The sequence below is a fragment of the Paenibacillus filicis genome (genome assembly GCF_038070315.1).
Taxonomy (GTDB): domain Bacteria; phylum Bacillota; class Bacilli; order Paenibacillales; family NBRC-103111; genus Paenibacillus_G; species Paenibacillus_G filicis.
Genome location: NZ_JBBPCC010000025.1, coordinates 1 through 14,556 on the forward strand (window position 1 = coordinate 1; position 14,556 = coordinate 14,556).

At 51.5% G+C, this 14,556-nt stretch carries 13 protein-coding genes and 2 rRNA genes; 10 read left to right on the top strand and 5 right to left on the bottom strand.

What is annotated here, in order from left to right:
• The 4 genes from WMW72_RS28775 to WMW72_RS28790 all read left to right on the top strand — a co-directional run.
• Positions 1-129 (top strand): 23S ribosomal RNA (locus WMW72_RS28775); the annotation flags it as partial.
• 153 nt (positions 130-282) lie between these two features.
• Positions 283-399 (top strand): 5S ribosomal RNA (gene rrf, locus WMW72_RS28780).
• 250 nt (positions 400-649) lie between these two features.
• Positions 650-1,051, top strand: coding sequence for an IDEAL domain-containing protein (locus WMW72_RS28785; RefSeq protein WP_341419043.1), 402 nt, complete (start codon positions 650-652; stop codon positions 1,049-1,051).
• A 189-nt stretch (positions 1,052-1,240) separates the two neighbouring features.
• Positions 1,241-2,008 carry a 3'-5' exonuclease gene (locus WMW72_RS28790; RefSeq protein WP_341419044.1) on the top strand — a complete coding sequence of 256 codons (768 nt, stop codon included), beginning with the start codon at positions 1,241-1,243 and terminating at the stop codon, positions 2,006-2,008.
• A gap of 47 nt (positions 2,009-2,055) precedes the next feature.
• On the opposite strand, the gene WMW72_RS28795 is transcribed toward WMW72_RS28790, so the two are convergent.
• Together WMW72_RS28795 and WMW72_RS28800 are read right to left on the bottom strand one after the other, a co-directional pair.
• The gene (locus WMW72_RS28795) at positions 2,056-3,234 is read right to left on the bottom strand and encodes an acetoin utilization protein AcuC (protein ID WP_341419045.1); all 1,179 of its coding nucleotides are present in this window, start codon (positions 3,232-3,234) and stop codon (positions 2,056-2,058) included.
• Between the two features lie 16 nt (positions 3,235-3,250).
• Entirely contained in the window at positions 3,251-3,883 is a 633-nt protein-coding gene (locus tag WMW72_RS28800) for a GNAT family N-acetyltransferase (protein WP_341419046.1), read from the bottom strand.
• A 152-nt stretch (positions 3,884-4,035) separates the two neighbouring features.
• Between WMW72_RS28800 and acsA the strand changes: the two genes are divergently transcribed.
• Positions 4,036-5,760 carry an acetate--CoA ligase gene (acsA, locus tag WMW72_RS28805; RefSeq protein WP_341419048.1) on the top strand — a complete coding sequence of 575 codons (1,725 nt, stop codon included), beginning with the start codon at positions 4,036-4,038 and terminating at the stop codon, positions 5,758-5,760.
• 128 nt (positions 5,761-5,888) lie between these two features.
• Here the strand turns inward: acsA and WMW72_RS28810 are convergent, their stop codons facing one another.
• On the bottom strand, positions 5,889-9,056 hold the full coding sequence (locus WMW72_RS28810) for a transglycosylase domain-containing protein (RefSeq protein ID WP_341419049.1): 3,168 nt from the start codon (positions 9,054-9,056) through the stop codon (positions 5,889-5,891).
• A gap of 401 nt (positions 9,057-9,457) precedes the next feature.
• On the opposite strand from WMW72_RS28810, the gene WMW72_RS28815 reads away from it, so the two are divergent.
• Positions 9,458-9,577: a YjcZ family sporulation protein gene (locus tag WMW72_RS28815; RefSeq protein ID WP_341419050.1), complete on the top strand. Its 120-nt coding sequence runs from the start codon at positions 9,458-9,460 to the stop codon at positions 9,575-9,577.
• Between the two features lie 266 nt (positions 9,578-9,843).
• Here WMW72_RS28815 and rpsD read toward each other — a convergent pair whose 3' ends face one another.
• On the bottom strand, positions 9,844-10,443 hold the full coding sequence (rpsD, locus tag WMW72_RS28820) for a 30S ribosomal protein S4 (RefSeq protein ID WP_341419051.1): 600 nt from the start codon (positions 10,441-10,443) through the stop codon (positions 9,844-9,846).
• A 382-nt stretch (positions 10,444-10,825) separates the two neighbouring features.
• Between rpsD and WMW72_RS28825 the strand changes: the two genes are divergently transcribed.
• From WMW72_RS28825 to WMW72_RS28840, 4 genes are all read left to right on the top strand, one after another.
• Complete coding sequence (locus WMW72_RS28825; RefSeq protein ID WP_341419052.1) at positions 10,826-11,443, top strand: TVP38/TMEM64 family protein; 618 nt, start codon at positions 10,826-10,828, stop codon at positions 11,441-11,443.
• Positions 11,444-11,461: 18 nt separating this feature from the next.
• The gene (locus tag WMW72_RS28830) at positions 11,462-12,583 is read left to right on the top strand and encodes an aminopeptidase (RefSeq protein ID WP_341419053.1); all 1,122 of its coding nucleotides are present in this window, start codon (positions 11,462-11,464) and stop codon (positions 12,581-12,583) included.
• A 106-nt stretch (positions 12,584-12,689) separates the two neighbouring features.
• Positions 12,690-12,938 (top strand): HPr family phosphocarrier protein, encoded by a 249-nt coding sequence (locus WMW72_RS28835; RefSeq protein ID WP_341419054.1) that lies wholly within the window; start codon positions 12,690-12,692, stop codon positions 12,936-12,938.
• A 199-nt stretch (positions 12,939-13,137) separates the two neighbouring features.
• Entirely contained in the window at positions 13,138-13,428 is a 291-nt protein-coding gene (locus WMW72_RS28840; protein WP_341419055.1) for an Fpa/YlaN family protein, read from the top strand.
• Positions 13,429-13,474: 46 nt separating this feature from the next.
• Here the strand turns inward: WMW72_RS28840 and cax are convergent, their stop codons facing one another.
• Positions 13,475-14,527, bottom strand: a complete 1,053-nt coding sequence (gene cax, locus WMW72_RS28845) for a calcium/proton exchanger (RefSeq protein WP_341419056.1) — start codon at positions 14,525-14,527, stop codon at positions 13,475-13,477.
• Positions 14,528-14,556 lie beyond the last annotated feature (29 nt).

The following is a 14,556-nucleotide window of genomic DNA, read 5'->3' on the forward strand; positions in this document are numbered from 1 at the left end:
GAAGCCCCCCTCAAGATGAGATTTCCCAATTAGTAAGACCCCTTGTAGACGACGAGGTAGATAGGTTCGGGGTGGAAGCGCGGTAACGTGTGGAGCTGACGAATACTAATCGGTCGAGGGCTTATCCTAAAAGTTTTCGAAGAAAACTACTTCGGAAGCATGAGCAGTTAAACAGCATTCAGCATGCTAAGTTTCGTATCCAGTTTTCAAGGTGCAAGCCGTCTTGAACTGTGGGATATTTTCTCGCAGAGATTGCCGGGGAGTGATCCTCGAAAAATCCGGTTTGGTGATGATGGCGGAAGGGAACCACGCGTACCCATCCCGAACACGAACGTTAAGCCTTCCAGCGTCGATTGTACTTGGACCGCAGGGTCCTGGGAGAGTAGAACGTCGCCAAGCAAATAAAAAAACCTACCTTAGACGGTAGGTTTTTTTATTTGCTTGCGCACAAGTTGAAGGCACTCTATCAAAGAAGAATCTCTTTTATACCATTCTCATTTGTTATGTACTAAATAAAAGAAAGTAGTTGACTTTTTTAACTGTAATTTATATAATAACAGTAATACAACTGTGATTCCTTCTAACTAACGATTCATTGCTGGATTTGGTACTGTAATGGAATCACATGTTAATGAGAGAGGTGAAGATCATGACACAAGCCAATCAGTATGAGGCTGTTTATGAAGGGGACTGGGTTAGCGGTTCCTCTGCCGCAGATGAAAAGTTTATCGGTTATGTGGAATCCTTTAATGAGCATGGTGCCGTACTTGTCAGAGTAACGCAAAGTGATCATGAAGAGATTGTAAATACTTCGATTGAAGCAAGCCGCATTAAAATAAAGAAGCTGCCTGAGCGCTCGCCTTCTACGCGGGAAGAGCTGCTTGGCCTTATAGATCTGGCGCTGATGACACATGATAAGGAATGGTTCGAGAACCTGGAGCTTAAACTAGCTGCAGAGAACCTTGCCAAGCAAAGCAGTATAGCGGCTTCCAGAAAAAATACCCCACCGGGCTGGGTTAAACTGAAAGGGCAGAGAAATAGGCTGATCTAATCCGGGCGGAGCCGCCCTTTATCTATAGATGAAATCTTAGCGAAATAGAGAATGAAGCGATTAAAGCTTGATTCTCTATTTTTTTGTGTTCTTGTTCATGTGGATGGCTGCTCCTATCCGCTTCCGACGGCTTGGCTAATCATGCTTTTTTGTGCATACTTAGAAGGAGTGCAGCAAGGAGGAACTAACATGAACTATGTAGTCATCGATCTGGAGTTCAATGGAAGAAGACATTATGAAATACATCCTATGGAGATCATTGAGATCGGGGCTGTGAAGCTAAATGAAACTGTAGAGATCATGGATACATTTCAAAGCTATGTTCGTCCACGGTTTCCGATACAGGAGTTTGCGTTGGACTTCTGCGGGATCGACAGGGGAGTACTGGAAGCAAGCGATCCATTCCCGCAAGTGATCAGACAGTTTATAGATTTTTGCGGTGGCCCATGCACCCTGGTGGCTTGGGGAGGAACTGATTTTTTTCAACTGCTGATTGATTGCAAATCCAACGGCATACCGACTGACTGGATATCAGGCATGATCGACATGTCCAAGTATTATAATGGCGGCTTGCAGCAGGCATTAATTGAACATCATATGGAATTCTCGGGTAAACAGCATTCGGCTCTCGATGACGCTCTTCAGGCTTGCCGCTTGCTATTGATGCATAAGGAACTCGTGCTTACGAACAATAACTATAAACCGGATCAGATTAAGATGGTAACGGGGGGCATCAAGAAGAAGATAGGCATGGCCCTGAGCCAGGCTGCCCAGCGTAACCAAGTATTAACCTGGGAGGAATTTAGCAACGACGAGGAGACGCAGCAATACGTATCCATCATGAAGCTTACGGAGCAAGAGATGGGTTATATTGAGCATATGTTTCATAAGCACTTTAAGCAGGTGTACGGAAGGAGAACGAGAGCGCGGCTGCGCGCGCTTGGCATCGACATATAACCCTGCAGCGAGCGACTGCAGGGTTATATGTGCCGAAGCACGGAAAATCACCCCAGGTAAAGCATGGACAACTCCTTCGTTTGACGGTTCTTTGTTACGATCTCTTCTCTACGGGGCATAGGATCCCAGGTTTCTACGGGATCAAGCCATGTACCCGGGATGATCTCTTCACTGTGGGGCTGCCAGGTATCCAGCCATTCCGAAGGCAGGGGGCCATACTCATCAGCACTCAGGCTGCTGAGCAGCGGGTGTTCGCTCATCTCAAGCCATACCAGACTCCAGGCTCGAGGAACGACGCGCCATATGTCATAGCCGCCGCCGCCCAAGGCCACCCAGCGGCCATCGCAGTACCGGTGGGCCAGCTCATGAATGATCCGCGGCATCTCCCGGTAAATCTCCATACTGCAATGAATATGAGCAAGTGGATCGAACGCGTGGGCATCACAGCCGTGCTGAGATACGATCAGATCGGGCTTGAACTGTTCAATCGTGCGAAGCAGCACCTCGCTGAAGCATTCCAGCCAGGACTGGTCTTCCGTAAACGGTTCCATAGGAATGTTGACGCTCATCCCGAACCCAGCCCCATCTCCACGTTCATTCACGGCGCCCGTTCCGGGAAATAAATATTTGCCTGTCTCATGAATCGAGAAGGTGCAGACGTCCGGGTCTGTATAGAAGCTCCACTGGACCCCGTCGCCGTGGTGCACATCGGTATCGATATACAGTACTCTGGCTCCGTACACGGACTTGGCATGGGCGATAGCGATAGCCGCATCATTATAGACGCAGAACCCAGCCCCTTTGCTAGGCAGCGCGTGATGCAGCCCTCCGCCCAGATGCATCGCGTGGAGGGTCTCACCGCGCATCACAGCATCCACGGCATAGACCGAGCCTCCTACAACATCCAGTGTAACCGCATGCATATTCGGAAAAAAAGGCGTATCCTCCGTGTCTATCCCATACTGCCCGGCCTTCCCTAGCCATTGTTCTTCCGGAGAAGGGAGGCTAAGCGCTTTGACGCAATCTATGTACTCGCGGCTGTGTACCAGCAGCAGATGATCCTCAGCTGCTGACGGTGGAGCCTGTATACAGGAATCCGGCAAGGCGCCGGATTTTTTCAATAAATCGACTGTAACGTGAAGCCGTTTCTGGTTGAAAGGATGACTGTCATTAAAGCGGTAGGCGGTTTCCCGCTCGTCGTAAATAAACATGGCATTCGCTCTCATTTATCCTGCGCCTCCATTAATACATGAACCGTTGCCGGAAACGGACCCTGTCGAATTGCTCGACGGACGACAGCGGCACGTTTTTACCGATCCGGACCATCAGGCAGTTAGCCGGGTGTGAGCAAATCTCCGGATCGTCGGTTGCAAACCATACCATATCCACACACTTCATCAGCTTCTCCATCATATCCCGGTACTGCCAAACGTTCAGCCCGCTTTTCTCCAGATCCCAATGCCAGTAATATTCGGTTGTAAAGGTAATGACGTTCTCCAGCTGATCGCCCAGAAAAGCGGTCCGAATCATATGCTTACCGAGCCCGAAGCCCCTGTAATCGTCAGCAACCTCGATGGCTCCGAGTTCAATTAAATCCTCCATCTGACCCTCTGACCAGCGTTCCAGCTCATCCGGGTAATGGAAGGTCACATAACCGACGATCTGGTCGCCGTGACGGGCCAGTATAATGCGTCCCTCCGGGAGCTCGGATATTTCGACGAGCGCTACGAATTGCTCCTTGGGACGCCGGAAAGCATCCAGATCCGGATGCATGACATAGGTGCGCAGACGGTCGGCGGGAACCGGGCCTTCTACGACAAGCTCACTGTCCTGATACGGGATGGTGAAGGAGTGATACTGTTTCAGATGTTCCATCTTATGCATCCTTTCCCTGCAGCACTTTCGCTCATTCAGCATAACAAATAAATAGTCGAATAGAAAGGGTTGTGCTATAATATGACATGTGTGTCTCATGAAAGCGTTTTATAATAATGTAAATTAGATGGAAAATTCGGGAGGTAAGTGGCATGGATCAAGCAAGTGTAGAGAGTATTGCACCTGTATCAACGTCTTCGAATATGAAAAATTACGAAGAAGAACGTGCCAGCTTTAGCTGGGAAGCGATCGAGAACACGTTCAGTTGGTCTGAAACGGGCAAAGTCAATATGGCACATGAAGCGATTGACCGACATGCGAATTCCGAACGAAAAGATAAAGTCGCGCTGTACTATAGCGATGACCGTAGGGATGAACAGTACACTTACCTCGAGATGAAGCAGCAATCCAACCGGTTCGGCAACGTTCTGCGCAAGCTTGGTGTGGGCAAGGGCGACCGTATCTTTATTTTTATGCCAAGAACGCCAGAGCTTTATTTCTCTCTTCTCGGTTCACTCAAGGTCGGAGTGATCGTGGGTCCGCTCTTTGAAGCGTTCATGGAAACGGCGGTCAGAGACCGTCTGGAGGACAGCGAGGCTGTAGCGATTATCACGACACCTTCCCAATTATCCCGTGTTCCGGTAGGTCAACTGCCTAATCTGAAGCATGTCATACTGGTCGGGCAGGATCTGCAGCTGGAAGAGAAGCAGGTTGATTTCCATAAGGAAATGGCGTCGGCTTCCGAAGAGCTGGAGCTGGAGTGGGTGGACCGTGAGGACGGCCTGCTGATCCATTATACCTCAGGCTCTACGGGCAAGCCGAAGGGCGTCGTTCACGCTCACAATGCAATGATTCAGCATTACTACACAGGACGTGTCGTATTGGATCTGCAGGAGCAGGACGTATACTGGTGTACGGCGGACCCGGGTTGGGTTACCGGAACCTCGTACGGGATCTTCGCCCCATGGCTGAACGGAGCGACCAATGTCATCCGTGGCGGGCGTTTCAGTCCTCAGGACTGGTACAATACGATTCAGCGCTACAAGGTTTCGGTCTGGTACAGCGCGCCTACAGCCTTCCGGATGCTGATGGGAGCCGGGGATGAGGCAGTCAAGCAGTTCGATCTGTCTTCACTTCGTCACGTGCTGAGCGTCGGCGAGCCACTGAATCCTGAGGTGGTCCGTTGGGGGCTCAAGGTTTACAACCAACGTATTCACGATACATGGTGGATGACAGAAACGGGCGGCCAGCTGATCTGCAATTATCCGTGCATGGCCATCCGTCCGGGATCGATGGGCAAGCCTCTTCCGGGTGTGGAGGCTGCGATTATCGACGATGCTGGCAATGTGCTGCCTCCACTGCGTATGGGTAACCTGGCTATCAAGACGCCTTGGCCGTCGATGATGCGCAAGATCTGGAAAAACCCGGCCAAGTTCGAAGAATACTTCCGGATTCCGGGCTGGTATATTTCCGGAGACTCAGCCTATATGGACGAAGACGGGTACTTCTGGTTCCAGGGCCGGATCGACGATGTGATCAATACGGCGGGCGAGCGGGTTGGTCCGTTTGAAGTGGAAAGCAAGCTCGTCGAGCATCCGGCTGTTGCGGAAGCTGGTGTTATCGGTAAGCCCGATGCGATGAGGGGCGAGATTATCAAGGCATTCATCGCGCTGCGCGAAGGGTACTCGGCTTCGGATGAATTGAAAGCCGATATTTCTAAGTTCGTGAAGGAAGGGCTGTCCGCTCATGCTGCGCCGCGTGAGATTGAATTCAAGGATAAGCTGCCGAAGACACGCAGCGGGAAGATCATGCGCCGCGTGCTGAAGGCATGGGAGCTTAACCTGCCGACAGGCGATCTGTCTACGATCGAGGACTAAGGAGCGATTGGACTTATAGATGTATAGAGAAGAAGGGACCTTCAGTCTGAAGGTCTCTTCTTCTGCGTAAGCGAAGCAACAAAAAGGCCTCGCTTGAGCGAGGCCGGGAATACGAAGAGTCTGCTTGGTTATTCAGTAGGCTTCTTAAAGGATACAGCCGCAGACGGTTTGGAATCACCGTACTCATTGGTCGCGACGACTCGGTAATAGCCGTCTGTGGAGACCGCGTAGTAGCGGAACTGCGTCGCTTGAGTGACCGTGCCGAGCTTGGTGAAGCTTCCATCCTCCTTCTCGCTGTACGAGATGGTGTAAGACTTTATTTTCTCTTGGCTGGCATTGGCTTTCCAGCTTAATTCGATGCCGCCACCAGTGGATTTGACCGTTGGCGTAGACGGGGTGGATGGAGGTGCTTTCCACTCCTCTTTGGTGCCCCCGGGCTTGCCTGTCGGCGTGGTTTCTGTCTCTGGCTTCGTTCCGCCCGTCGTCTCACCACCCGGGTGAGGAATCACATTGCCCGGATCGATCGTTCCGTCGCTGTCAGGGCTCAAGAACAGCAGATCTGTGGAGGTACCGTCCGTATAGGCAGCCTTGCTAGGCTGGGATTCATGCCCGGCTACGTCGACGGCTGTGATGTAGTAACCATATAGGCCTGCCCCTACCTGATCGGTGAACTTGGTCTCTTGACCGGCCAGCAGTACCTTGCCGTTGACTCTCTGATAGCTTCCTTTATTCGCCGAACGGTACAGGCGATAGCCGACCGTATCCTCGCTGCTGCTTGGCTGGAAGGTGATCACGCTGGTGTCGCCAGCATGCGTGGCCACGACGGTTGTCGGCGGCACAGGCGGTTTCCCGTCATCGACCCGCGGGTCGGTCTCGGAGGGAGCGTCCTCGTCGAAATCTCTGGGCTTGTAGAAGTCGATGCTTCGTTTTCGCTCGGCCGGGATACGATCCATAACAGCGGCGATTTGCTTGAATAGATCGCCCAGCGGCTTCTCTCGCTTGACGGTAGTTTTCTCCGTGACGAATTCCGCAGGCGTGCCGGCTTGAGCGATATAGTTCATCCCTTTGTAGGAAATAATGGGCAGACGCGTGAGCACATTGTCTTCCTCGGTCGGTACGAATTTCTTGTTGAAAATATCCCGGTTCAGCTTGCCTGCTGCGGTAATGGCTTCACTTGGCAGCTTGCCGGACAAGCTCGATACGGTCATATCGACGATGTTCGGCGGGCGCTTGAACTCCTTGGTCGGGAACAGCTCCGGATGCTTGTCGATCGCTTCATTCAGTGCCATAGCCCATACATTCTTGGCCCGGTTCGTTCCGCCGCTGGCCTTGGTCAGCTTGTGAATGGGGAGCTCATAACCGGCCCATACGCCCAGCGTCACATCCGGGGTATATCCCATGAACCAAGCATCGGCGTCGTCCTGAGTCGAGCCTGTTTTACCTACGATAGGAATCTTGTTGTAGTATTTAAACTTTGATTTCAGGTCTGTTGCTGTTCCTGCAGTGATGACGGTACGCATCATATCGGTCATCAGGTAAGCCGTTTCGACGGAAAAGCCGGTCGTCGGCTTGCTTTGATGCTCGAATACGATCTTACCGTTGGAATCCGTGATTTTGCGGATCAGGTAGGCTTCATTGAACACACCCTGGTTGCCGATGGAGGCGTAGGCATTGGTCAATTCCTTGACCGTTACGCCGTACCTCAAACCGCCAATGACGCCGGTTTGGGCCACATAATCCGATTCCGTCACCGACTTGATGCCGATTTTCCGCGCGAATTCCCAGGCTTTCTTAATGCCTACCGTCTCGGTGAACAGCTTGATGGCCGGAATATTATAAGACTGATTCAAGGCAACTCGGGCGGTGATCAGTCCGTGATAGCCGTCATCCCAGTTTTCTGGAATGAAATAGCCTGCCTTGGTTCCTTCCTTGAGCAGGACGGGAACGTCGTCGATAACCGTTGCCGGTTGGACGGCACCCATCTCCATCGCGGGCAGATAGGCTGCGATCGGCTTCATGGTCGAGCCAGGCTGACGCATGGCCTGCGTTGCATGGTTAAGCTGCTCCCTGAAGAAATCACGGCCTTCGAGCATACTCAGAATCGCGCCGCTTTTGTTCTCGATCATGACCGCACCGATTTGCTCGATACCTTTGACTTTGTCTTCCGGTGTAAAGTTCTTCGGATTTTGCGCAATTCCACGCATGGATTCGTAAATATCCTTGTCGATCGTCGTGTACACATGATAGCCGCCCCGGCTCAGCTTGGCTTGCATGCTCTTAAGCGCTTCGCTGTAAGACTCGGGATTTTTCTCGGCATTCAGGTCCGGTTGCTCAGCCTTCAGCAGAGCCTTGGCTGCTTCCTTCTCTACTTCAATCATCAGGTAGGGATAGGTAGAGTAAGCTTTTTTGACACGCTCAGCCAGCGATCCCTGGAGATCGAAGGCCAGTGCCTCTTCATACTGCTGCTGCGTAATTTTGTCTTCCTCCAGCATACGGCGCAGCACAAGCTGCTGCCGCTGAACGGCACGCTTGAAGGCAGCACTGTCGAATACCCCGCTGCTGCTATATGCGGAGAAGTTGCTAGGCATCTGAGGGAGGCCTGCGAGATAAGCGGCCTGAGCGAGATTAAGCTTGGACAAATCCTCGATGTTGAAGATACCTTTGGCTGCCGCCTTAATGCCGTATACATTGTAGCCGGAAGAGCCGTTGCCATAAGGAATTTTATTGAGGTAGGCGAGCAGAATCTGCTCCTTGGACATCATCCGCTCCAGGCGCATCGACAGAAAAATTTCCTTGGCCTTCCGGCTGTCCGCTTTGTCGAGGGAGAGGAACACACGACGGGCCAGCTGCTGGGTAATCGTGCTGCCTCCGGTCTGTACATCCTGATTGAGCAGCTTCTGGACGATGGCACGGGCGGTTCCCTTGATATCGATGCCCATATGATTGTAAAAGTTCTTGTCCTCGATGGCGAAAACCGCATCCAGCACGATCTGGGGAATATCGTTAAGCCCTGCGAGCCTCCGGTCTTCCTCCGTACGGAGCTGGCCGACTACGGTATCGTCACGGAAATACACAAAGCCCGTCAGCGCATCGTCGCTCATCTGCTGAAGCATCGTTTCCTTGTCACGCACAGGGTCGTCCTTGACTAGGGCGGATACATAGCCGAAGGCGGCCCCTCCTGCCAAAAATCCGGCAATGATCCCGGAAATAAACAGCCATTTAAAAGTCAACAGCGTGTATTTGACGGTCCCGCGAAGTACGTTCTTGTATGATTTTGTCTTTTTCTCCTCATCCATGCAAATAGGTACCTCCTGAAATGAAAAACATACCACTTTATTATAGCATACCCCGTCAAGACGAACATCGAACCAGGCACATGCTTTGATGACTGTTTCATGACGTTTGACCTATAGGACAGACCGATGGATTGACAAGAAAAGCCGGTATGGAAATGATGAACTCAATCATATATCTGTAAATACTTGGATGGACATCCAGTAGGACAAGGAATAGGTGCTCCAGAGAGCCGCTGGGAGGTGTGAACCGGTACGCCTCTTTGTCTGAATTACGGTCTGGAGCTGCGGAAGGGAAGACCTACAGATGATTTAGCTGTTACAGGAATTTGCTGCTATGGCCCAATCGTCCAATCACTCATACTCATACTATACATTAGCTGACCTGAAAGGAGGCAGACACTATGGGTTATGTAGGTGGCGTTGGTGCAAGCTGTAGCTGTGGCGGTTTGGGAACATCGACTGGTGTCATTTTGGTGCTGTACATCCTGCTCGTGATCATCCTGGCAACATTCTGTATCTAATGTGATGAGAAGGCGAACGTGACGTACGGGGGAATCTCCCCGTACGGTTTCCACATGGGCACTGTTTTTCGCTTTACATATTCAACGGGTATTGGGGTTCTTCTTTACATCGAAAATGTAAAGGGGGTGCTTGAAGCCAATGGAGCTGAACACATGATATAACAATTATAACTTGCAATATGGATTGAATGAAAAAAAAGCCCGAAACCCCTGATATACAAGGGGGTTTCGGGCTTTTTGTCGTAGTCGCTTGCGCGTCAATTTTATTAACGGCTGTAGAACTCGACGATTTGCTTTTCATCGATTTCTTGAGCCAGCTCGGAGCGCTCAGGAAGACGGATGAACTTGCCTTCTACAGCAGCTTCGTTGTACTCAAGGTAAGCCGGCAGGTAGTTGCGGTTAGCCAGTGCTTCCTTGACAGCAGACAGGCTGCGGCTTCTTTCACGAAGACCGATTACGTCGCCAGTGGACACGATGTACGAAGGGATATCCACTTTTTTGCCGTTAACCGTGATGTGACCGTGAGCAACCAATTGACGTGCTCCTGCACGGGAGTTGGAAAGACCCAGACGGTAAACCAGGTTGTCCAGACGGCTTTCAAGCAGGAACATGAAGTTTTCGCCCGCGATACCTTGTTGCTTGGAAGCTCTGTCGAACAGGTTGCGGAATTGCTTCTCGTTCAAGCCGTACATGTGGCGAAGCTTTTGCTTTTCTTGCAATTGAACGCCATAGCCGGACATTTTCTTGCGTTGTCCAGGGCCGTGTTGACCTGGAGGGAAAGCGCGTTTCAATTCTTTGCCAGTTCCGCTCAGGGAAATGCCGAGGCGGCGGCTCAATTTAAATTTAGGACCAGTGTAACGGGACATGTATGGTGGCTCCTTTAATAGTTGGTATAGTGTTTGTGAAGCTAACGGGTGAAGATGGGCCCGATTTTGTTTATGCAGCCGGTGATGGCAGCAAACGACAGGAAGAACCCAGCCGCGGTCCTGTCGGCAACAAAATCTACAGAGGGTGACACAATCTTCCACCATAAGCGGTCAGTCATCTGGCGAATCAGACGCGCTTATCTCGACTTCTAATTCTATAAGAAGCAGGTAGGTAATGTCAAGGGAGCAGCGGCAATTCTCTATTCTTTTTTGTGCTTTTCCGGTATTGGGGGCATATATAAAGGGAAGGGGGAGGACGGGCATTCGTGAATTGCCGTTTTTTTTGATACAATAGTAACCGTGTGCGGAGGGAGACGAGCCTGTGAGCCATTGGAATGTGGAGCATTTATCGGAACTACTCAACTCGTTCGGGTGGTGGGGACATGTGGTCGGGGCGCTGCTTATTCTGCTGCATTCGATGGTCCCTTTTGTTCCGTTTGTAGTCGTAGCGGGAGTGAACGTGCTGCTGTTCGGGTTCTGGGGCGGGTTAGCCGTGAACTATATCTTTGCCTGCATCGGCGCCATCTTCGCCTTCTTTCTTGCTCGGAACCTGGGGCGTTCCTGGGTACAGCGCAAGCTGGCAGGGTATAGCTTTCTGGACAATATCAACAGCTTGCTGCAGCGTTACGGACTGTGGTGCATCGCGGCCAGCCGGGTTCTCCCGGTGCTTCCGTCCTCGATCGTCAGCATCGGCGCGGCCTTCATGAAGGTGCGGACACGGCACTTTATCATAGGAACCCTGATCGGCAATGCCCCGATGATCTGGCTGGAATCGATGGTCGGACACGATCTGTTTCATTTTGGCCAGCACAAGGGGAGACTTCTTATACTGGGCGCTATCCTAGTTCTGATGTTCGCTATGGGCGCTTATTTCCGCAACAAATGGACCCGGACAGGCCCGCCAGCCAGCAGCGGCAAACCGAGTCATTCAAAACGATAAGTCGAAGGAGAGATCACGATGAGAGATCCGCGTTTACATACGCTCGCCCGCAATATCGTCCAATATTCCCTGGACGTTCAGCCCGGTGAAAAGGTTTTGATCGAAATGTCCGGTATCCGTGATACGGAACTGGCAAGCAGTCTCGTGGAAGAGGTTTACGCACGGGGGGGACGCCCTTTCGTAGATCTGATCGATATGCAGGTGCATGCCGCTCTGCTGACGGGGGCCACACAGGAGCACCTGGAGGATTGGTCCAATATGGATCTGGAGCGGATGAAGGGAATGGACTGTTACGTGGCGGTCCGCGCATCGGACAATGTCAGTGAGCTGTCAGATGTGCCTGCGGAGAAAATGAAGCTGTACAAGCAGATTTATTCCAAGCCCGTTCACATGGAGGAGCGTGTAAAGCGAACGCGCTGGGTCGTTCTGCGTTATCCGAATGCCTCCATGGCCCAACTGGCGGGGATGAGCACGAAACGGTTCGAGGATTTTTATTTCGACGTGTGCAACCTGGATTATGCGGCCATGTCCAGCGCCATGGACCCGCTGCAGGAGCTGATGAACCGGACAGACAAGGTGCGGATCGTCGGCCCGGGAGCTACCGACATTTCTTTCTCGATCAAGGGCATCGGCTCTGTGAAATGCTGCGGTCGCCGCAATATTCCGGACGGAGAGCTGTATACCGCACCGGTCCGTGATTCGGTAAATGGAGTCATCGCCTACAACACGCCGTCGATCTACACGGATGTGACGTTCGAAAACATCACCTTCCGATTCGAAAACGGCAAGATCGTCGAAGCGACGTCCAATGAAACCCAGCGGCTGAACGATATTCTGGATTCAGATGAAGGGGCGCGTTACATCGGTGAGTTCAGCCTGGGCTTCAACCCACATATCTCAACTCCGATGAAGGATACGTTGTTCGATGAGAAAATCGACGGCAGCCTGCACTTCACGCCAGGACAAGCGTACGAACAGGCGGATAACGGCAACCGTTCCTCGGTTCACTGGGACCTGGTGCTGATTCAACGCCCGGAATACGGGGGCGGTGAAGTTTATTTCGACGATCGTCTGATCCGCAAGGACGGCCGCTTTGTGATCCCTGAACTGGAAGGGCTGAACCCTGAAAATTTGAAATAAAAATTGCCAAAAAATCTAGTTGCATGTTAGAGTCTTCCCATGTATGATCATAAAGAAAGCGATTTATTTTCATATTTTCTCGATTAACGCCTGGAGGGATTTTTTGATGCCGAACGCAAACAACGCTGCTATTGTGGAGATCTCGCAAACCGCTAACAAGTTCAGATCATCCATTGTATTACAGTATGACAATAAGTTCATCGATGTGAAAAGTATCTTGGGATTGTTCACAACGCTGCTTACTTCCAGCCAATATGACCTGCATGTTCACGGACCGGACGCGGAAGAAGCTAAGAAATCGATGGCAGAAGTTTTTGCCAAGCATGGTCTGAGCATCAACAGCATTCAGGATTAATAGGATGTAAGGCGTTACGGGCATTTTCGCATAGGCGAAAATGCCTTTTTGTTTTGTAGTTGGACTTGTGTAATAGCGCAATTTAGACTAATATAAAACTAACAAGCCATATTGTAGATTCGCATGGTTTCGGAACAACTCGGGCGATCGCCTGGATAGCTCGGGGATCATGCTTACGGGGATTACAGGGGGGAGCGCCATGTCGTCGGATGTGCTGCTCAGCTTATCGCAGAAAGCGCTGCATCTGCTGCAAGAGGATGCGGATAAGATCGAGAAGCTGATTGAAGTACAGATGGAAAACTTGACCACACGGAAATGTCCTCTGTATGAAGAGGTCTTAGATACGCAAATTTACGGGCTGTCGCGGGAAATTGATTTTGCGATCCGTGCGGAGCTGATTACAGAGTCGACGGGCAAGCAGATTCTGGTGAAGCTGGAGCGCAATCTGGCTACGCTGTATGAGGCCATGGAGCTGCAAAACAAAGGGTAACCTTCTTAAGGAAGGTTACCCTTTGTTTTTGTGTTCCGGATCATCTCTACACCAGGTAGAAGGCGATGCCGAGCACGACGTACACGACAAGCAGCAGCACACCCTCATACCAGGTGGTTGCCCCGTCCTGGGAGATCGATTTGGCGATGAAGGCAGCCACACCGATCGCGATCAGCTCGTAAGTCGTAAATACCAGATCCATGGTCTTGCCGAACAGCATGGACAAGAGTACGAGCAGAGGCGCTACGAACAAGGCCACCTGGAGCGAGCTGCCGATGGCAATCTCGATCGCGGCGCCGATCTTGTTTTTGCGAGCCATGATGATGGCGGCACTATGCTCGGCGGCATTGCCCACAATGGCGATCAGGAACGCCCCGACGAACAGCTCGGACAATCCGAACTGATGACTGAATGCATCCAGCGTACCGACGAGCCATTCGCTGCCGAAGCCGACCATGACGGTGGCGAGAATCAGGTAGAATACCGACCGTCCTTTCGACCAGGGAGCCTCTCCGTGCTCGACGACCGGATCTGTCAAATCATCCTTATGCGTAACCATAGAGAAGAACAGCCATAGCAGATACGCCACGATCAGGATCAGAGAGACGACAACGCTCAGATTAATCGTTTCGTTGGAGGTCAGACTGCGGGTAAAGGCAGCAGGGATGAACAGCGCGATCACAGCGAGCAGCATCAGGGAGCCGTTATGTCCGGCCAGCTTGACATTGAAGGTTTGCTCGCGGTATTTCATCCCGCCGAGCAATACGCTAAGACCTAGCACGAGCAGCATATTTCCGATAATCGCACCTGTGATGCTCGCTTTGACCACATCGAACAGCCCGTCTTTAATCAGAAATATGGAGATGATCAGTTCCGCCGCATTGCCGAAGGTTGCATTCAAAAATCCCCCAACACGTTCTCCCGCATAATGAGCCACACTCTCCGTTGCTTTGCCCAAAAAACCGGCGACAAAAATAATCGCAATCGCCGAAATAATAAACTGTACGGTAGAACCTATAAAGGCCGCTCCGGCATAGTGGACGATGCCACTGAGTGCAAAGCTGCCCACGAGTCCAATCGTGAATCCGTGGCGTTTCAACCCAATCACCCCATATGGAAAAGTGTTCC

Bases quoted from the DNA above. Each gene is read 5' to 3' on its own strand.
- WMW72_RS28795 (WP_341419045.1), bottom strand. From the start codon at position 3,234: ATGAGAGCGAATGCCATGTTTATTTACGACGAGCGGGAAACCGCCTAC.
- WMW72_RS28840 (WP_341419055.1), top strand. From the start codon at position 13,138: ATGTCGTCGGATGTGCTGCTCAGCTTATCGCAGAAAGCGCTGCATCTG.
- WMW72_RS28810 (WP_341419049.1), bottom strand. From the start codon at position 9,056: ATGGATGAGGAGAAAAAGACAAAATCATACAAGAACGTACTTCGCGGG.
- WMW72_RS28830 (WP_341419053.1), top strand. From the start codon at position 11,462: ATGAGAGATCCGCGTTTACATACGCTCGCCCGCAATATCGTCCAATAT.
- acsA (WP_341419048.1), top strand. From the start codon at position 4,036: ATGGATCAAGCAAGTGTAGAGAGTATTGCACCTGTATCAACGTCTTCG.
- WMW72_RS28790 (WP_341419044.1), top strand. From the start codon at position 1,241: ATGAACTATGTAGTCATCGATCTGGAGTTCAATGGAAGAAGACATTAT.
- WMW72_RS28815 (WP_341419050.1), top strand. From the start codon at position 9,458: ATGGGTTATGTAGGTGGCGTTGGTGCAAGCTGTAGCTGTGGCGGTTTG.
- WMW72_RS28785 (WP_341419043.1), top strand. From the start codon at position 650: ATGACACAAGCCAATCAGTATGAGGCTGTTTATGAAGGGGACTGGGTT.
- rpsD (WP_341419051.1), bottom strand. From the start codon at position 10,443: ATGTCCCGTTACACTGGTCCTAAATTTAAATTGAGCCGCCGCCTCGGC.
- WMW72_RS28835 (WP_341419054.1), top strand. From the start codon at position 12,690: ATGCCGAACGCAAACAACGCTGCTATTGTGGAGATCTCGCAAACCGCT.
- WMW72_RS28800 (WP_341419046.1), bottom strand. From the start codon at position 3,883: ATGGAACATCTGAAACAGTATCACTCCTTCACCATCCCGTATCAGGAC.